The sequence below is a fragment of the Gordonia sp. (in: high G+C Gram-positive bacteria) genome (assembly GCF_047600385.1).
Classification (GTDB): Bacteria; Actinomycetota; Actinomycetes; order Mycobacteriales; family Mycobacteriaceae; genus Gordonia.
This window is the reverse complement of sequence record NZ_JASGKZ010000001.1, coordinates 3445462-3463611: the sequence shown is the minus strand read 5'-3', so window position 1 is coordinate 3463611 and position 18150 is coordinate 3445462. Positions and strand designations below refer to the sequence as shown.

Genomic DNA, 18150 nt, shown 5'->3' with positions numbered 1-18150 from the left:
ACCGCGCGTATCGGCGCCGGTGAGGAAGTGGGTAGGGCGTGTCGCAGAAGGTGATCAAGACAGACGTTGCGCTGGTCGGCGCAGGCATCATGAGCGCTACGCTCGGTGCGCTGATTCGGCAGTTGGAGCCGACCTGGTCGATCAGTCTGTTCGAGCGGCTGCATGCGGCCGCCGCGGAGAGCAGTGATCCCTGGAACAACGCGGGCACCGGGCATTCGGCGCTGTGTGAGCTGAACTACACGCCGGTCGGTGCGGACGGCGAGATCGACATCACCAAGGCGCTGGGCATCAATGAGCAGTTCCAGCAGTCGCGCCAGTTCTGGGCGTACGGCGTGGACAACGGCCTGCTCGGCCGGCCCGACGAGTTCATCAACCCCATCCCGCACGTGTCCTTCTGCCACGGTGCGGAGGGCGTCGAGTACCTGCGCAAGCGTCACGAGGCGCTGAGCAGCAACACCCTGTTCGAGGGGATGGAGTACATCACCGACGACGGCGTGTTCGCCGAGCGCCTGCCGCTGATGGCCGCCGGTCGCGACTACTCCGACCCGGTCGGCCTGAACTGGTACACCGAGGGCACCGACGTCGACTTCGGTGCGCTGACCCAGCAGCTCCTCAACTTCGTCGGCCGCGAGTCGAACCTGTACTTCGGTCACGAGGTGCGCAACCTGTCGCAGCAGTCCGACGGCTCGTGGATCCTCAAGATCCGCAACGTCAACTCGCGCGAGATCCTCCGGGTGGAGGCCAAGTTCGTCTTCATCGGCGCCGGCGGCGGGGCGCTGCACCTGCTGCAGAAGTCCGGCATCCCCGAGGCCAAGGGCTTCGGCGGCTTCCCGGTGAGCGGTCAGTTCTTCCGCTGCACCAACCCCGACCTGATCGAGCAGCACTCGGCCAAGGTGTACGGCCAGGCCGCCGTGGGCGCGCCGCCGATGTCGGTGCCGCACCTGGACACCCGCGTGATCAACCACGACAAGGGCCTGCTGTTCGGTCCGTACGCCGGCTGGTCACCCAAGTTCCTCAAGACCGGCGGCGTCATGGACCTGCCGAAGTCGGTGAAGCCGGGCAACCTGCTGCCGATGATGTCGATCGCCCCCAAGGAGTTCGGCCTGCTCAAGTACCTGATCGGTGAGCTGGCCGCCACCTCGAACGACCGCGTCAAGACCCTGCAGGAGTTCGTCCCGCGGGCCACCGGCGGCGACTGGGAGATGATCACCGCCGGACAGCGCGTCCAGGTGATCCGGGCCACCGGCAACAGCGGCAACCTCGAGTTCGGCACCGCCGTGGTCGCCGCGGGCGACGGCACCATCGCCGGTCTGCTCGGCGCCTCGCCGGGCGCCTCGACCGCCGTCCCGGCCATGATCAACGTCCTCAAGGAGTGCTTCGCGGACCGTTTCGAGGGGTGGACCTCGAAGCTGACCGAGATGATCCCGTCGTACGGCCAGAAGCTCAACGACAACCCCGCGCTGTTCCGTCAGCAGTGGGACTGGACCAACCGCAGCCTCGAGCTGACCGCTGACGCCGACCGCCCGGACGCGGCGGCGCCGGCCGTCGAGGCCGAGGCCGTCGAGCCCGCCTGATCACGGTGACCGAAGCCTCTGCGCGTTACCCGTTCAGCGCCGTCGTCGGACAGGATCGGCTCAAACTCGCGCTGATCCTGTCCGCGGTGGCCCCCGGCATCGGCGGGGTGCTGATCCGCGGCGAGAAGGGCACGGCCAAGTCGACGATCGTGCGCGGTCTGGCCCCCCTGCTCGCCGACTCCGCGCGCGTCGTGGAACTGCCCATCGGGGCGACGGAGGACCGGGTGATCGGTTCGCTCGACCTGACGCGCGTGCTGCGCGACGGTCAGGCGCACTTCACCCCGGGGCTGCTGGCGCAGGCCGACGGCGGGGTGCTCTACATCGACGAGGTGAACCTGCTCTCCGACCACCTGGTGGACGTGCTGCTCGACGCCGCCGCCAGCGGCCGGGTGACCGTCGAACGCGACGGCGTCTCGCACACGCAGTCGGCGGCCTTCGTGCTGGTGGGCACCATGAACCCGGAGGAGGGGGAGCTGCGCCCGCAGCTGCTCGACCGATTCGGGCTGGTGGTGGACGTCGCCGGTCCGCGCGACGTCGACGAACGCGTCGCGATCGTCACCGCGCGGATGGCCTTCGACGCCGATCCCGACGGGTACGCCGCCCGGTTCGCCGACGCCGAGACGGAGTTGGCCGAGCGGATCGCCGCCGCGCGCGCCGCACTCGGCGAGGTGACGATCCCGGCCGCGGAACTGCGCCGGATCTCGGCGATCTGCGCGGCGCTGGAGGTGGACGGTCTGCGCGGCGACATCGTCGTCGCCCGGACCGCGACCGCGCACGCCGCGTGGCGGGGCGCCGCCGAGGTGACCGAGGACGACGTGAAGGTGGCCGTCGAGCTGGCGCTGCCGCACCGTCGTCGTCGAAACCCGTTCGACTCGGCGGGCATGGACCGCGAGGAACTCGATCAGGCGCTGGAACACGGCGAGCAGGCCGCCCAGGAGCCGCCCCCTTTGAGCCGGAGCCGGACCCCGGGTCCGGCGACGACTCCGCACCCTCCGAACCCGACGCCGCCGAGCCGGAGACCCCGCCCGACACCGACCCGGACGACGATCCCGGATCGGGCGGCGGTCGAGCGCCGCAGGGCCCGGCCTTCGGCGCCCCGCCGGTGGGCACCGGTGCCCGGCTGCGGACCTTCCGCGCCGCCGGCATCGGCGACGGCGACGACGGACGACGCTCCAAGGCGCGCAGCCGCCGGGGCATGACGGCGCGCGCCGTCGACTTCCACAGCGAGACCCCCGTGCACCTGTTCGCGACGGTGCTCGCCGCCGCGGGCCGGTCCGTGGGCGACGGGGTGCCCGCGATCGGCGCGGAGGACCTGCGCGGAGCCGAACGGATCGGCGCGGAGTCCAATCTGGTGGTGTTCGTCGTCGACCTGTCCGGGTCGATGACCGCGCGGGCCCGGCTCGCGGCGGTGCGGACCGCGTGCGTGGACCTGCTGCGCGACTCGTACACGCGGCGCGACCGGGTGGCCGTGGTGGTGGCGGCAGGCAAGGACGCCTACGTGGCGGTGCCGCCGACGCGGTCGGTGGACCTCGCCGTCGCCCGGCTGGCCCAGGTGCGGACCGGCGGCCGCACGCCGCTCGCGGAGGGACTGACCGAGGCGCTCGGGGTGATCGAGCGGGCCGCCCGGACCGATCCGACGCGGCGCCCGCTGCTGGTGGTGCTCACCGACGGCCGCGCCACCTCGGGTGCGGACGCCCCGGGGCGGGCCTCCGCGGTGGCCGACGTCGTCGCGCGAGCGGGGATCTCGTCGCTGGTGGTCGACTGCGAGCAGGGGATGATCCGGCTCGGTCTGGCCGCCGATCTCGCCGGCCGGATGGGCGCGCAGTACGCGTCGATGGACGATCTGGCGGTCACCGGTCTCGTCGGCCGGGTGAGCGGCGTCGCCTGATCTCGACTCCGCTCGATCATCGAGGGGAGCGCCTTCGCCGGTCGAGCGAAGTCGAGACCTGGGGCGGGTCGTCGTCTGATCTCGACTCCGCTCGATCACCGAAGGAAGGCTCGATCACCGAAGGGGGCTCGAACATCGAAGGACGCCCTTCCCGTCGGTCGAGCCCCTTCTCGTTGGTCGAGCGGAGTCGAGACCTTAGGCTGGTCTCCATGCCCAAAGGAGTACCCGAGTCGGTCCCGAACGACGGCCTGACCACCCGCCAGCGCCGCAATCAACCCGTCCTGGCGGTCAACACCGGCCCCGGCAAAGGGAAGTCGACGGCGGCGTTCGGCATGGCGCTGCGTGCCTGGAACGCCGGGCTCTCGGTGGCGGTGTTCCAGTTCGTCAAGAGCGCCAAGTGGAAGGTCGGGGAGGAGAACGCCCTGCTCGCGCTCGGCCGCGTCCACGAGCAGACCGGCGAGGGCGCCCCGGTGCAGTGGCACAAGATGGGCCAGGGCTGGTCGTGGATCCGACGCTCGGACGACGCCGAACAGGACCACGCCGAGGCCGCGCGGGCCGGCTGGAGCGAGATCGCCCGCCGGATCGCCGCCCGGGAGCACGACTTCTACGTCCTCGACGAGTTCACCTACCCGCTGCACTGGGGGTGGATCGACGTCGACGAGGTGGTGACCGCACTGCGGGAGCGGCCGGGCCGCCAGCACGTGGTGATCACCGGCCGGTACGCGCCGGAGGCCCTGCTCGACGCGGCCGACCTGGTGACCGAGATGACCAAGATCAAGCACCCGATGGACGCCGGCCGCAAGGGGCAGAAGGGCATCGAGTGGTAGCGGACCCGTCTTCCGCACCGGGGCGGGCGGTTCCCGGCCGTCTGCCGGTGATCGTGATCGCCGCCCCCGGCTCGGGCAGCGGCAAGACGACGGTCGCCACCGGCCTGATCGGCGCGCTCACCGCGGCCGGACACGTCGTGGCGCCGTTCAAGGTGGGGCCCGACTACATCGACCCGGGCTATCACGCGCTCGCCGCCGGGCGGCCGGGCCGCAATCTCGACCCCAACCTGGTCGGCGCCGAACGCATCGGGCCGCTGTTCGCCGCGGGGGCGCGGGGCGCGGACATCGCCGTCGTCGAAGGGGTGATGGGCCTGTTCGACGGCCGCATCGTCGACGACGACGGTGACGGCCTCGGCCTCGGTTCCACCGCGCACGTGGCGACGCTGATCGGTGCGCCGGTGGTGCTGGTGGTGGACGCCGCCGGGCATTCGCAGTCGCTGGCGGCGCTGCTGCAGGGTTTCGTCGGGTACTCGCCTGCGGTGCGGATCACCGGGGTGATCCTGAACCGGGTGGGTTCGGACCGGCACGAGGAGGTGCTGCGGCAGGCGTGTGCGCGGGCCGGCCTGGAGGTGTTCGGCGCGCTCCGCCGCGACCCCGACCTCACCGTCCCGTCCCGCCACCTGGGGCTGATCCCGGCCGCCGAGCGGGCGACCGACGCGGTGGCGGCGGTCGCCGCGATGTCGACGACGGTGGGTGCGGCGCTGGATCTGCCCGCGCTCGTCGCGGCCGCACGCGACGCGCGGCCGGGGCCGGTGCGGGCCTGGGACGCCGTCGACGAGATCGCCGGCCGGGGGAGCGACGCACGACCGCTCGTGGCCGTCGCCCGCGGCCCGGCCTTCACCTTCTCCTACGCCGAGCACACCGAACTCCTGGCGGCCGCGGGCGCGGAGGCGATCGGTTTCGACCCGCTCTCCGAATCGCTCCCGGACGGCACCGCCGCGGTGGTGATCGGCGGCGGCTTCCCCGAGGAGCACGCCGCGACCCTGAGCGCCAACACGCCGCTGCGGGAGGCGCTGCGGGCGCACGCGGCGGCCAGCCGGCCGGTGCACGCCGAATGCGCCGGTCTGCTCTACCTCCAGCAGACCCTGGACGGGCACGCGATGTCCGGGGCCCTCGCCGGCCGGGGAGCGTTCTCGGCGCGTCTGACGCTCGGCTACCGCGACGCGGTGGCCCTGCGCGACTCGGTGCTCTTCGCCGCGGGCGAGCGCGTGACCGGACACGAGTTCCACCGCAGCGTCGTCGACTTCGACGACGACCCCGGCGCCGCGTGGGCGTGGCGGGGCGTCGACGGGCGGCCCGTGCACGACGGCGCCGTCGTCGGCAGGATCCACGCGTCGTACCTGCACGTGCATCCCGCGGGCCATCCCGCGGCGATCGCCCGCTTCGTCCGGGCCGCCGCCGCACCCGGGGCGGACACGACACCTGCGGCGGATATCGCACCCGGGGCGGATCAGACCGTCCCGTCGACACCCGGTGAGGGGACATGAGCACGTCAGCGTCGTCCGAGAGCACCTACCAGGCAGGCCAGGAGCGCGGCGACTACGCCGACCTCACGGCGCAGCGCGAGGCGCGCGGCGCGGCCATGCCGACCGGTTCGGAGGCGTTGCGCACCGCGCTCGACGCGCTCACCGCCGAACGGTCCGATCCGACGGTGCTCCGCGAACTCCTCGAAGCGGTGCTGATGGTGGGTCAGGGCCTGGACCTGGCCGACGCGCTGCAGCGCATCGTCGACGTCGCGGCATCGGTGCTCGACGCGCAGTACTGCGCGCTCGGCGTCCGCGGGCCGGAACTGCGCCTGCAGGCCTTCGTCTACACCGGGATCCCGACGCGGGTCCGCGCGCAGATGGGCGGGCTGCCGGTCGGCCGCGGGGTGCTCGGAGAACTGCTGCATCGTCCCGAGGTCCTGCGGATCCCGCACCTGTCGCAGCACTCCGCCTCGGTCGGCTTCCCGCCGCACCACCCGCCGATGGACACCTTCCTGGGCGCGCCGATCATCGTCCGCGGGGAACTGTTCGGCAGCATCTACCTGACCGAGAAGAAGTCGAAGCCGGCGTTCACCCCGGAGGACGAGCAGATCGTCTCGGTGCTCGCGGTGGCGGCGGGCATCGCCGTCGAGAACGCCCGCCTGTACGAGCGCCAGCGCACCCGGCACCGCTGGATGGAGATCCTCGCGCACCGCGGCTCCGAGCCGATGGCCGGGCTGGCGCTGGAGGACACGATCAACGGTCTGTGCGCCGACGTCGCGGCGCTCACCGGGGCCGTCGACGTCTTCATCGTCACCTCCGACAACGGGGAACCGTGCCTGCACGGCCACACCGGACGCCCGGTCGGCGCCTCGGCCATCACCTGGCCCGGGCTCTCGTTCAGCGTGAGCGAGGCCCAGGGCGCCGACGCCGAATGGCTGCGGCGCGGAGCCCGGTGGAAGACGGCTCAGCCGATGCAGCACTCGCCCGGCGACTACGGCGCGATCGTGCTGACCCACGTGGAACGCCCCAACTGGGAACCGGAGGAGATCGCCGGGCTGGCCGGGGTGGCGCGGGTGGCCTCGCTCGCCATCGCCTACGCCGAACAGCAGCAGCTCACCCGCGACCTGGAGAAGCTGGAGGACCGCCACCGGATCGCCCGCGACCTGCACGACCACGTGATCCAGCGGCTGTTCGCGGTCGGCATGTCGCTGCAGACCATGCAGGCCGCCCCGGACCAGTTCGAGGTCCGGATCGCGCAGGTGATCGACGACCTCGACGCCACCATCGGCCAGATCCGCACCTCGATCTTCGACCTGCAGTCGGCGTCGATCAACGGGGAACCGGTCACGCTGCGCCGCAAGGTGCTCGACGTCGTGGCCGAACTGGCCCGGCACGCGCCGATCGTGCCGAGCGTGGCCTTCGTCGGACTGGTCGACACCCTGGTGCCGGACCATCTCGGACCGCACATCGAGGCCGTGCTGCGCGAAGGCCTCTCCAACGCGCTGCGGCACTCCGGAGCCAGCCGCATCGGGGTGCGGATCGAGGCCGACGACGTGCTGACCGTGGAGATCTCCGACGACGGGAAGGGGATCCCCACCGACGTCGGCTATCGCGGACTGGACAACCTCACCCGCCGGGCCGACGAGTGCGACGGCAACTTCACCGTCGACACCTACGCAGGCAAGGGCACGACGCTGATCTGGGAGGTGCCGCTCCCGCCGGTCTGACGGAGGCGATCCGCCCCGCCCCGTCGCTCCCCGAGCCGGGACTCAGTCCAGGATCTCCCGGCCGGTCACGGTGTTCGACGGAAGGATGATCACCTTGCGGTCGTGCGTCAGGACGTGCACGAAACCGGGCGTGGCCTCCAGGACGTAGCCGTCGAACGTGCCGTACCCGGAAGTGGTGGTGATCCGCTCGTGCGCGAGCCACGGGTCGTCGTCGACGACGGCCAGGAACAGGATGCCGACGCTGGCGATGACGGCGATCTGGCCGGTGACCGCGATCGCCAGGCGCCGGGCCCGGCCTTCGCTGGCGAAGAGCCGGACCAGGACCAGGAGGACGCCGACGCCGACGGCGCCGATCAGGGTCCACGGATTCCGGTAGGTGACGGTCATCGCGAACGCGATCACGCCGAACGCCACCGCGGCGAGGATCGTGGAGATCTCGATCCGCCGGGCCTCGCCGGAAAGCGGCCAGAACAGGCGGATCAGGGTCAGCGGGAGCAGGATCGCGGTGAGGACTCCGGTGGCCCACGGCTGCACCGAGATGGTGCCGAAGGCCAGGGCGAACGAGTCGCTGAAGTCGAAGGTGTCGGAGATGGAGGCCACCGTCGGCCAGTCCCATCGTGCGACGGCGAGCAGCCGCAGCAGCACGAACATCACCGCGACGACGGCGGCGGTGCCCAGTTCGACGTCGAAGCGCCGGTAGGCGGCCTCGGTCTCGGCGTCGTCGACGGCCTCGGCGGCGACCACCGCGGCGGTGTCGGGATCGTCGTGATCCCGACCCGGCTCGGCCTCCCGCTCGTCGCCCGACATCGGTTCAGCGTTCGCGTTCGCGGAGCTTGGTCGCCATCACCGCGACCTGGGTGCGGCGCTGCATGTCCAGCTTGGCCAGGATGTGCGAGACGTAGTTCTTGATCGTCTTCTCGGCCAGGAACATCCGCTCGGCGATCTGCCGGTTGGTCAGTCCCTCGCCGATCAGGTGGAACACCTCGCGCTCCTGTCCGGTGAGCTCGGCGAGCGGGTCCTTCTTCTCGGACTTGCCGTCGCGCAGCTTGGCCAGCAGTGCGGCGGTGCTCCGGTCGTCGAGGAGCGATCCGCCCTGCCCGATGGTGCGGACCGCGGCGATGAGGTTCTGGCCGAGGATCTGCTTGAGCACGAAACCGGAGGCGCCGGCCAGGACCGCGGCGAGCAGGGCGTCGTCGTCGGCGTAGCTGGTGAGCATCAGGCAGCGCACCCGGGAGTTGCGGGAGCGCACCTCGCGGCACAGTTCCACCCCGTTGCCGTCGGGCAGCCGGACGTCGAGCACGGCGACGTCGGGACGCGTGGCGCCGATCCCGGTGATCGCCTCCTTGACGGTGGCGGCCTCACCGACGATCTGCAGGTCGGGGGCGGTGCCGAGCAGGTCACGCAGACCGCGGCGAACGAGTTCGTGGTCGTCGACGAGGAACACCCGGACGGGCTTCCCCGGCGCACTGGACGGAGGAGTGGCCATGGAAGGAACGGTACCGCAGGGCCCGGGTGAAATCCCTCCGGGAGACCCGGCGAGTTCGGGACCAACGGCTCACGACCCGGCGGCGCCGCCCGATGAGGATGGAGTGCATGACCACACTGCTGGGAAAGAAGATGAGCGGCTCGGACCTGCTCCGTGAACTGCTTCCGGTGTGCGAGGGCGAAGTCGAGCGGCACATGAAGATGACCCGCGACTGGCATCCGCACGACTACGTGCCGTGGGACGACGGCCGCAACTTCGCAATGCTCGGCGGCGTCGACTGGGATCCGGAGCAGTCGAAGCTGTCGGAGACCGCGAAGGCCGCGATGATCACCAACCTGCTGACCGAGGACAATCTGCCCTCGTACCACCGGGTGATCGCCGACAACTTCAGTCTCGACGACGCCTGGGGCTTCTGGGTCGGTCGCTGGACGGCCGAGGAGAACCGGCATTCGGTGGTGATGCGCGACTACCTGGTGGTGACGCGCGGCGTGGACCCGGTGGAACTCGAAGAGATCCGGATGGAGCACATGACGGCGGGCTTCAATCCGCTGCCCGAGGACGATGGTCAGCGCGACCACAGCTACGACATGCTGTTCGCCGTCACCTACGTCTCGTTCCAGGAGCTCGCGACCCGGGTGAGCCACCGCAACACCGGCAAGGCGTGCGGCGATCCGATCGCCGACCGCATGCTCCAGCGGGTGGCCGCCGACGAGAACCTGCACATGCTGTTCTACCGGAACATCGTCTCCGGAGCCCTCGACCTGGTGCCCGACGAGGCGATGGCCGCCATCTACGCGATCGTCTCGAACTTCCGAATGCCCGGCGCCACCATGCCGAACTTCCGCCGCAACGCGGTCCTGATCGCCAAGGGCGGCATCTACGACCTCCCGCAGCACATGGAGGACGTCGTGATGCCGGTGCTGCGCAAGTGGCGGATCTTCGAGCGCGACGACTTCGGCCCGCTCGGCGAGATGTACCGGGAGAAGCTGGCCGAGTTCCTGGCGCAGATGAACGTCAAGGTGACCAAGTTCGAGGCCGCCCGCGAGCGGGCGCTGGCCCGGGAACGAGCCAAGAGCGCCTGACCCGGTCCGGATTCGGTCGTCCGGGTTTCGGCCGGGGTGCCGCCGCCGTTCGGGGGCGTCTGCTTTCCTCTTTCCTCTGCGGTTTCCCCGCGGTGCTCGCTTCGGTGTCGGGTGCCACGGATTCTTCTTCCCGCGCCCGGCGTGTCGCGTGTCCTCTTCCATGTCGCGCCTCATGGACGGCGCGCGACACGGAAGAGGACACGCGACACGCCCCGGTTCAACGACGATGCGGCGCCCCTCCCGGACGGTCGAGCCGCCCCGTCGCGTCTACCCGACGACGGCGTCCTCACCGATGGCGGCGTCCTGAATCAATCCGACAGTCGAGCCTCCGTGTCGCGTCTGCGTAGACGATGGCGTGTCTCCTCCGACGGCTGAGCCGCCCCGCGAACGCAGTGAGCGGGGCGAGTCGAAGCCTCTCCTGCTCGGATATCGAGGACCAGATGGTCGGCATGGTCGGGAACCGTTTCCGAACGCCGGTCATCGGGCCGTAACACGGGGAGAAGTAGGCTTTCGAGCATGGGTGATGGACACTATCTGGCCGGGCTCGACCTCGCCGGACGCAAGGTCGTGGTGGTCGGTGGCGGCGGTGTGGTGCAGCGGCGGCTGCCCAATCTGATCGCCTCCGGCGCCGACGTGCACGTGATCGCCGTCGACCCGCGGCCGACCGTCGAGGCCGAACCCGCGGTCACGGTGCATACCCGCGCCTACGCCGCAGGCGACCTGGAGGGCGCCTGGTACGCGATGGCCTGCACCGACGACCCCGAGGTGAACGCCGCGGTGGTCGCCGAGGCCACGCAGCGGCGGATCTTCTGCGTCCGCGCCGACGACGCCCGCGAGGGCACGGCCGTCACCCCGGCCTCCGGCCGCCACGGCGTGGTCGGCGACGGCGGAGTGCAGTTCGGGGTGCTCGCCGGCGGCGACCACCGGCTGTCCGCGGCGGTGCGTGCGGCGATCAGCTCCGCGCTGGCCGACGGGACGACGCTGAGTCTGGACCGCGAACCGCACGCCCCCGGCGTGGCCCTGGTGGGCGGCGGGCCCGGCGATCCCGAACTGATCACGGTCCGCGGGCGTCGCCTGCTGGCGCAGGCCGACGTGGTCGTCGCCGATCGTCTGGCCCCGGGCGCGCTGCTCGACGAACTCGGCCCGCAGGTGGAGGTGATCGACGCCGCGAAGGTGCCGTACGGCCGCGCCATGCGCCAGGAGAAGATCAACGAGCTCCTGGTGGAGCGAGCGCAGGCCGGCAAGTTCGTCGTGCGCTTCAAGGGCGGCGACCCGTACGTCTACGGCCGCGGATACGAGGAACTGCAGGCGTGCGTGGCGGCCGGGGTGCCGGTGACCGTGGTGCCCGGCGTGACGTCGCCGATCTCCGCGCCCGCGCTCGCCGGGATCCCGGTGACCCACCGCGGCGTGACACACGAGATCGTGATCGTGTCCGGGCACGTCGCCCCCGGACATCCCGAATCGCTGACCGACTGGGACGCGCTCGCCAAGCTCCGCGGCACCCTGGTGCTGATGATGGCGGTGCAGCGCCTCGATGCGTTCGCCACGGCGCTGCTCGACGGCGGCAAGGCCGGAGACACCCCGGTCGCGCTGATCGAGAACGCCTCGCGGCCGGATCAGCGACTGATCCGCACCGATCTGGCACACGCCGCGCAGACCGCGCGGGAGCAGGAGCTGGCGCCGCCGGCGATCGTCGTCGTCGGGCCGGTGGCCGCGTTCGACGACGCCGAACGGGCGATCGGGCTGTGAGTTCGACGACGACCACCCCCCGCACGAGTCCCGGCGGCTGGATCGTCGGCACGTTCTGCGGGCTGACCCTGCTCGTCGCCGGTGTCGGTTCGTGGTGGTTCGTGCCGTGGCTCACCGCGGTGCTGGTGGGCGTCGCCGTCGTCGTGATGTCGGTGTGGCAGTGGTTCCGGCGGTCGCGGGAGATCGCACCGGTGTCGTCGAACCCCTGGCTCGTGGTCGGGGTACCGGTGCTCTTCGGCGGGCTCGCGGTCCTCGCCCTCAACGGCTGGATCATGCAGGTCTCCCGCGGCGCCGACGGCGGCGGATCGAGCGGCGGCGAATCGGGGATGACGCAGATGACGGTCGGGTTCGTGACCGGCGTGATCTTCATGGCCGGCGCCTACGGCTACGGGCGGGTGCGTGCGCAGAGGGTCCAGGTGACCGAGCAGCGGTACGGCGAGCCCGTCGCCGAGACCCCGGACGAGGACGACGACGTCGACCCGAACGAGTGGTTGCAGAACTTCGACCGCCGCGCGCTCTGACCTCTACTCGGGGTGTGACGCCGACCCGCAGGTGACGCCACGCGGGTGCGGTCTCCCGGCGCGGCGTGGTGTCGCGTGCCCGACGTCATCGTGGGGCCGTGTCGCGTGCCTTCTTCCGTGTCGCGTCTCATGGACGGTGCGCGACACGGAAGAGGAGTCGCGACACGCCGGAGGAGTGGTGTGTCGGAGGAGTGGCGTGCCTTACCGGGCGCGGGGCTTCGACAAGCCGGCGTCACTTCGTTCCTCCGGCTGCTCAGCCAACGGAGGGAGGGCCGTCGCAGGGAGGACGTGACGCGGAACACGGTGGTCGGCTGTCGGCGGACGGGTGTGTCGCGTGTCCTCTTCCATGTCGCGTCTCATGGATGGTGCGCGACACGGAAGAGGACACGCGACACACCGGGCGGGAACTGGGGACGGCCCCGGCCGACGTCGTGCCTGCCCGGGACCGGGTCACTCCGTGACGACGGTGATCTCCGTCGGCGAGGTGATCTCGATCCGGTGGCCCGCATCCGAGAGCACCGCGGCGAGCTTGTCGACGTCTCCCACCTTGGCCCGCGTCTTCACCAGATCGCGGGCGATCAGGCCCTTGTAGTGCTTGTTGAAGTGGCTCACCACCTTCCGGGAACCGTCGGGCTGCTCGGTCACCACCGTCGCCGTGACCGCCCCGCGGATCGGGCCGAGGGAGAGATACGCACCCGAGCGCAGATCGAGCACGAAGTCGTCGATCTCCTCCAGCGCGGGGGAGAGCACCGGCTTCCAGACCGAGGCCAGGGTGCCGAATCCGGGCAGCCGGGATCCGCCGGACAGCCGGTACGCCGGGATCGGGTCGGTCGCGGCCACCACCCCGAACAGCGCCGAACCGATCATCAGCCGGTCGGCGGCCTTGGTCTTCGACGCGCGCGTCATGCCGCGGTGGTCGAGGGCGTCGTACAGGACGCCGGTGTAGCGCTCGACGGCCGGCCGCGTCGGCGAGAGGAAGAGTTCGGCGTTGCGGTCCACCTCGGCCAGCTGCGCCCTGCCGAGGCCGAGCGCCTTCTGTGACGCGTCCAGGTCGGCGGACAACTCGACGAGGGCGTCGGCGAGGCGTCGTCGTACCGCGTTCAGCTCCGGGAGGCAGAGCGCCTCCAGGTCGAGCGGCGCACCGCGGCCGCCGTCGGACTTGGTCTCGGAGGGAGGAAGGATCACGCGCACCCGAACACCCTAGCCAACCCGCATCCGGTTGCTCTCAGGGAAATGTCCACTTCGCGATTCCTCAAGCGGCTCTTCGCTTTTCGGATAGATCACGAAAGGTGTCGGTCGTTACATTCGAATCACGACAGTGAGGTGTGACACGTCGGCGCCCGCCGCGGTCGGCACCTCTCCACCGAGATCCCCGGAAAGCGAACCGATGCCCCGACCCTTCACCCGGACCCCCGGGTTCGTGCTGATGCTCTGCTTCACCACGATCCTGCTCGACGGTTACGACCTCGTGGTCTACGGCACCACCACCGGATCGCTGATGAAGCAGTTCGGCGTGGACAAGGCCGCCGTCGCGAACGTGCACAGTCTGACCCTCGCCGGACTGATGATCGGCTTCCTCGTCGCCGGGCCGCTGGCCGACCGGATCGGCCGACGGGTGGTGATGATCAGCGGTGTCGCGGTGTTCTCCGTCCTCTGCCTGGTGTGCGCCTTCGCGCCCTCGTTCGAACTCTTCGCGGCGGGCCGGGTCCTGTCCGGCGTCGGCCTGGGCGCGGTGGTCCCGTCCGCGGTGTCGATCGCGAGCGAGTTCGCGCCGGCCCGTCGACGTCAGCTGTTCAACGGCATGACGCTGATCGGTTACCCGGTGGGCGGGGTCCTGGCGACTCTCGTCGGACTGGCGGTCCTGCCGAGCGCCGAGGTGATCTCCGCGGCCGATCCCGCGAACGAGGCGTGGCGCTGGATGTACGCCGTCGGCGGACTCGGGCTGCTGCTCGCCCCGGTCCTCCACCTCCTGCTGCCCGAGTCGCCCGGATATCTCGCCGCTCGCGGCAGGCACGACGAGGCCGAGCGCGTCGCGACCCGCTACGGCGTGAGCATCGCCGTCGGCCTGCCGGAGTCCGGCGCCGTCGAGACCGCCCCGGGGAACGCGTCGTCGAACGCGCCGTCCGGTGTCCGGCTGCTCTTCACCCCGAGGTACGTGATCGCCACGATCGTCTTCACCCTCGTCATGTTCTGCACGCAGATCCTCACCTACGGGCCGAGCACCTGGCTGCCGAGCATGGTCGGCGAGATGGACTTCGGTGGCGCGACGGGAATCCTCGCGCTGATGATGCTGCAGATCGGCGCGGTGGTCGGCACGATCGTCGGCGCGAACCTGGCCGATCGCGGCGGGGCGACGCGCACCGTGGTCCCGTACTTTCTGCTGGGCGCGTTCTCGCTGTTCGTGCTGGCGTTCAGCGGCGACCTCGGCCCCGTGATCCTGTTCGTCGCCGCGTTCCTCGCCGGCGTCGGCACCATCGGCACCAGCACGCTCATGTACGGCGTGATCGCCGCGCACTACCCGACCTCCGCGCGGGCCTCGGCGATCGGGTTCTGCCTCGGTCTGGGGCGCGTCGGCGGCATCCTCGGCCCGCAGATCGGCGCGATCTTCGTCACCGCGCGGTCCGGTCTGCTGGCGTTCATGGTGCCCGCGCTCCTCGGCGCGGTGCTGGTGCTGGTCCTCGCGACGGTCGGCCGGACCCGGGAGCGGGACCGGGGCGCGTCGGTACCCGCTCCCGAAGCGGAGCGGATACCGCCGGGGGAGCGGGCGCCGTCGGAGAAGTCCCCGATCCGCTGACGCCGAGCGCGACCCTCGTCCGACGTCCCGCCCCTCCCTCGCATCGCGTTCGGGGAGGCGGGATGTCGCGTTCGTGCGGCGGCTCACTAAGCTTGACCTCGTGATCACGCGTATGTCTTCCCTGTTCCTGCGCACGCTGCGCGACGACCCCGCCGACGCCGAGGTGCCCAGCCACAAGCTGCTGGTCCGGGCCGGATACATCCGTCGCGCGGCGCCGGGGATCTACTCGTGGCTGCCGCTGGGCCTCAAGGTGTTCCGCAACATCGAGAACGTGGTGCGCGAGGAGATGGACGCGATGGGCGCGCAGGAGATCCTGCTGCCCGCGCTGCTGCCGCGCGAACCCTACGAGACCTCCGGCCGCTGGACCGAGTACGGCGACAACGTCTTCAAGCTCAAGGACCGCAAGGGCAACGACATGATGCTCGGTCCGACCCACGAGGAGCTGTTCACCCAGCTGGTGAAGGGGGAGTACAGCTCGTACAAGGATCTCCCGGTGATCCTGTACCAGATCCAGACCAAGTACCGCGACGAGGAGCGCCCGCGCGCGGGCCTGCTGCGCGGCCGCGAGTTCGTCATGAAGGACTCGTACTCGTTCGACGTCGACGACGCGGGCCTGCAGCGCTCCTACGACCTGCACCGCGCCGCCTACCAGCGGGTGTTCGACCGTCTCGGCGTGAAGTACGTCATCGTGGCGGCCACGTCGGGCGCCATGGGCGGCAGCGCCTCCGAGGAGTTCCTGGCCGAGTGCGAGGTGGGTGAGGACACCTTCGTTCGCTGCGCCGAATCCGGCTACGCCGCGAACGTCGAGGCCGTCGTGACCCCGGCGCCCCAGCCGCTGCCGTACGACGACGCGCCCGCGGCCGAGGTCCACGAGACCGGGGAGACGCCGACCATCGCGACGCTGGTCGACTGGGCCAATCAGGTGCTCGACGGCGAGTACACGGCCGCGGACACGTTGAAGAACATCCTGGTGAAGATCCGCAGGCCCGGCAAGGACTGGGAGATCACCGGCATCGGCGTCCCCGGCGACCGCGAGGTGGACTTCAAGCGTCTGGAGTCGTCGGTCGAACCCGCCGAGGTGGAGATGCTCGACGACGCCGACTTCGCCGCCAATCCGGCGCTGGTCCGCGGCTACATCGGCCCGAAGGGCGTGCAGGCGGCCGGCGGCACCTACCTGGTCGACCCGCGCGTGGTGACCGGCACCGCCTGGATCACCGGCGCCGACGAGCAGGGCAAGCACGTGGTGGGTCTGGTCGCCGGCCGCGACTTCACCCCGGACGGCACCATCGAGGCCGCCGAGGTGCGCGCGGGCGATCCGTCGCCCGACGGCGCCGGCGTGCTCGAGGCCGCCCGAGGCATCGAGATCGGCCACATCTTCCAGCTCGGCCGCAAGTACGCCGACGCCTTCGGGCTCGACGTGCTGGGCGAGAACGGCAAGCCCGTCCGCGTCACGATGGGCTCGTACGGGCTCGGCGTCTCGCGCATGGTCGCCGTCCTGGCCGAGCAGATGCACGACGACAAGGGCCTCGTCTGGCCGCGCGAGGTGGCCCCGTTCGACGTCCACCTGGTGATCGCCAACAAGGATGCGGCCGCCGTCGCCGGTGCGCAGGAGCTGGCCGACCGGCTCGACGCGCAGGGCCTGGACGTGCTCTTCGACGACCGCAAGGCGTCGCCGGGGGTGAAGTTCAAGGACTCCGAGCTGCTGGGCATGCCGACCGTCGTGGTCGTGGGCCGCGGCTGGGCCGAGGGGACCGTCGAGATCCGCGACCGCGCCACCGGGGAGGCCGCGGCGGTCCCGATCGCCGAGGCCGCCGACGCCGTGGTGGCCGCGACCCGCGGCTGACCGCTCCGGCGACACCGCCGCAGACGGAACGACCGCGCGCCCTCCCGACCGGGAGGGCGCGCGGTCGTCGTCGTTCGGCTCCGGCGCGTTCGGTGCGCGGTCAGTTCTTCGCGGCGCCCGGGAAGGCGACGGTCACCGGCGACCTCTTGAGCACTCCGCGCCAGTGCGCGGCGCGTTTCGCGCATTCGGTGAGCCCGTCGACCGCACGTCTGCGCAGATCACGACTGCTGACCTGCTCGGCCATCGCGCGGTAGGCGCGGGCGCACTCCTCCTCGGCGGTGAGCAGCGCGCCGGCCGCGGTCGTCGGATCGGTGATCTTCTCCGGCAGCCGGTAGCCCGCCGCGGCGACCTGCTCGTCGGCGCCGAGCGAGACCAGGTCGCGGTTCAGCGAATCACGGCGGACCCGGTGCGCGGCGATGAACTCGGCGACGGTGCCGCGCTCACCGGAACCGATGAACGCGGTGGTGACGCCGTAGGCGAAGATCGCGGCGCTCTCGGCGTCGGCGGCGTGGTCGAGGGCGTCGGTGTCGGCGGTCATGCGAGCTGGACCTCTTTCAGTGTCGCGCACGAGGCGCTGATGGACGCGAGCAGACCGGCGACGAAGCCCGACGAGGTCGCGGCGGCGTCGGCGGCATCGCGGGCGGCGGTCGAGAGAGCCTTGCCGAAGGCGTCCAGGGTCACCGTCTCGTCGTCCTCGGTCGGGGCGGCGGACGCCTGCGCCGCGGCCGGTGCGTGGAGCCGGTTGATCTCGTCGAGCAGGGCGCGGGCGTGTTCGCCGCGTTCCTTCGCGATCTGGGTGAGCGCCGCCGTGTACGAGGTCTCGCGCGGGGCGAGCTGCTCGGCCTGCCTGCGCTGCACGTCGGCGGTCCGGGCGAGGGGGGCCAGGAGCGCGGCGGTGATCTCGGCCTCGGACGGGCCGACCGTGCAGGCGCTCACCGCGGAGCCGGCGGCCGCGACGATCACCAGGCCGGCGCCGCCGCGGAACAGGGCGCGGCGGGTCGGTCCGGAGGCGGCCGGAGGACGGGACGGGGTCGGGGAAGCGGATGTCACCCGGCCGATTCTGCCAGCTTCGTCGTCGGGGCCCGACGTGTCCATGGCTCCGGCGCGTCATGGACTAGAATGAAATGTCCTGTGGCGACCGCGGTCTCCCGGCGCGTCGGCGCCGCGACACGCGACGACCGCACCCGCACGAC

14 protein-coding genes and 1 pseudogene are annotated in these 18150 nt (G+C 71.3%); 10 read left to right on the top strand and 5 right to left on the bottom strand.

Annotation, left to right across the window (positions count from 1 at the left end):
• Positions 1-38: 38 nt before the first annotated feature.
• From mqo to QM809_RS15620, 5 genes and pseudogenes are all read left to right on the top strand, one after another.
• Complete coding sequence (gene mqo, locus QM809_RS15640) at positions 39-1574, top strand: malate dehydrogenase (quinone) (RefSeq protein ID WP_415046638.1); 1536 nt, start codon at positions 39-41, stop codon at positions 1572-1574.
• Positions 1574-3462, top strand: a pseudogene (locus QM809_RS15635) (AAA family ATPase). The gene mqo and the pseudogene QM809_RS15635 overlap by 1 nt, the downstream one beginning before the upstream one ends.
• A 209-nt stretch (positions 3463-3671) precedes the next feature.
• Complete coding sequence (gene cobO, locus QM809_RS15630) at positions 3672-4289, top strand: cob(I)yrinic acid a,c-diamide adenosyltransferase (protein WP_415046637.1); 618 nt, start codon at positions 3672-3674, stop codon at positions 4287-4289.
• A 53-nt stretch (positions 4290-4342) separates the two neighbouring features.
• Entirely contained in the window at positions 4343-5776 is a 1434-nt protein-coding gene (locus QM809_RS15625) for a cobyrinate a,c-diamide synthase (RefSeq protein ID WP_415046636.1), read from the top strand.
• 95 nt (positions 5777-5871) lie between these two features.
• Positions 5872-7482 (top strand): GAF domain-containing protein, encoded by a 1611-nt coding sequence (locus tag QM809_RS15620; RefSeq protein ID WP_415047116.1) that lies wholly within the window; start codon positions 5872-5874, stop codon positions 7480-7482.
• A gap of 42 nt (positions 7483-7524) precedes the next feature.
• Here the strand turns inward: QM809_RS15620 and QM809_RS15615 are convergent, their stop codons facing one another.
• The gene (locus tag QM809_RS15615; RefSeq protein ID WP_415046635.1) at positions 7525-8289 is read right to left on the bottom strand and encodes a hypothetical protein; all 765 of its coding nucleotides are present in this window, start codon (positions 8287-8289) and stop codon (positions 7525-7527) included.
• 4 nt (positions 8290-8293) lie between these two features.
• The gene (locus QM809_RS15610; RefSeq protein ID WP_415046634.1) at positions 8294-8968 is read right to left on the bottom strand and encodes a response regulator; all 675 of its coding nucleotides are present in this window, start codon (positions 8966-8968) and stop codon (positions 8294-8296) included.
• 107 nt (positions 8969-9075) lie between these two features.
• Between QM809_RS15610 and QM809_RS15605 the strand changes: the two genes are divergently transcribed.
• The 3 genes from QM809_RS15605 to QM809_RS15595 all read left to right on the top strand — a co-directional run bounded on the left by QM809_RS15605 (position 9076) and on the right by QM809_RS15595 (position 12320).
• Positions 9076-10050 (top strand): acyl-ACP desaturase, encoded by a 975-nt coding sequence (locus QM809_RS15605; RefSeq protein ID WP_415046633.1) that lies wholly within the window; start codon positions 9076-9078, stop codon positions 10048-10050.
• Between the two features lie 516 nt (positions 10051-10566).
• Positions 10567-11799, top strand: a complete 1233-nt coding sequence (cobA, locus tag QM809_RS15600) for a uroporphyrinogen-III C-methyltransferase (RefSeq protein ID WP_415046632.1) — start codon at positions 10567-10569, stop codon at positions 11797-11799.
• A complete protein-coding gene (locus tag QM809_RS15595) occupies positions 11796-12320 on the top strand; it encodes a hypothetical protein (protein WP_415046631.1) in 525 nt (174 codons plus the stop codon). Before cobA ends, QM809_RS15595 begins: the two co-directional genes overlap by 4 nt.
• Before the next feature lie 450 nt (positions 12321-12770).
• Here QM809_RS15595 and yaaA read toward each other — a convergent pair whose 3' ends face one another.
• The gene (gene yaaA, locus QM809_RS15590; RefSeq protein WP_415046630.1) at positions 12771-13511 is read right to left on the bottom strand and encodes a peroxide stress protein YaaA; all 741 of its coding nucleotides are present in this window, start codon (positions 13509-13511) and stop codon (positions 12771-12773) included.
• A 196-nt stretch (positions 13512-13707) separates the two neighbouring features.
• Here yaaA and QM809_RS15585 point away from each other — a divergent pair, with 196 nt between their 5' ends.
• Positions 13708-15114, top strand: coding sequence for an MFS transporter (locus tag QM809_RS15585; RefSeq protein ID WP_415046629.1), 1407 nt, complete (start codon positions 13708-13710; stop codon positions 15112-15114).
• A gap of 112 nt (positions 15115-15226) precedes the next feature.
• Positions 15227-16957, top strand: coding sequence for a proline--tRNA ligase (locus tag QM809_RS15580; RefSeq protein WP_415047115.1), 1731 nt, complete (start codon positions 15227-15229; stop codon positions 16955-16957).
• Between the two features lie 100 nt (positions 16958-17057).
• On the opposite strand, the gene QM809_RS15575 is transcribed toward QM809_RS15580, so the two are convergent.
• Complete coding sequence (locus QM809_RS15575) at positions 17058-17495, bottom strand: ferritin-like domain-containing protein (RefSeq protein WP_415046628.1); 438 nt, start codon at positions 17493-17495, stop codon at positions 17058-17060.
• Positions 17492-18007, bottom strand: coding sequence for a hypothetical protein (locus tag QM809_RS15570; protein ID WP_415046627.1), 516 nt, complete (start codon positions 18005-18007; stop codon positions 17492-17494). The genes QM809_RS15575 and QM809_RS15570 overlap by 4 nt, the downstream gene beginning before the upstream one ends.
• Positions 18008-18150: the final 143 nt, after the last annotated feature.

What these genes read in the sequence shown, in the direction of transcription:
- cobO (WP_415046637.1), top strand. Translation starts at nt 3,672, where the DNA reads ATGCCCAAAGGAGTACCCGAGTCGGTCCCGAACGACGGCCTGACCACC.
- QM809_RS15620 (WP_415047116.1), top strand. Translation starts at nt 5,872, where the DNA reads ATGCCGACCGGTTCGGAGGCGTTGCGCACCGCGCTCGACGCGCTCACC.
- QM809_RS15615 (WP_415046635.1), bottom strand. Translation starts at nt 8,289, where the DNA reads ATGTCGGGCGACGAGCGGGAGGCCGAGCCGGGTCGGGATCACGACGAT.
- QM809_RS15610 (WP_415046634.1), bottom strand. Translation starts at nt 8,968, where the DNA reads ATGGCCACTCCTCCGTCCAGTGCGCCGGGGAAGCCCGTCCGGGTGTTC.
- QM809_RS15605 (WP_415046633.1), top strand. Translation starts at nt 9,076, where the DNA reads ATGACCACACTGCTGGGAAAGAAGATGAGCGGCTCGGACCTGCTCCGT.
- cobA (WP_415046632.1), top strand. Translation starts at nt 10,567, where the DNA reads ATGGGTGATGGACACTATCTGGCCGGGCTCGACCTCGCCGGACGCAAG.
- QM809_RS15585 (WP_415046629.1), top strand. Translation starts at nt 13,708, where the DNA reads ATGCCCCGACCCTTCACCCGGACCCCCGGGTTCGTGCTGATGCTCTGC.
- QM809_RS15580 (WP_415047115.1), top strand. Translation starts at nt 15,227, where the DNA reads ATGTCTTCCCTGTTCCTGCGCACGCTGCGCGACGACCCCGCCGACGCC.
- QM809_RS15575 (WP_415046628.1), bottom strand. Translation starts at nt 17,495, where the DNA reads ATGACCGCCGACACCGACGCCCTCGACCACGCCGCCGACGCCGAGAGC.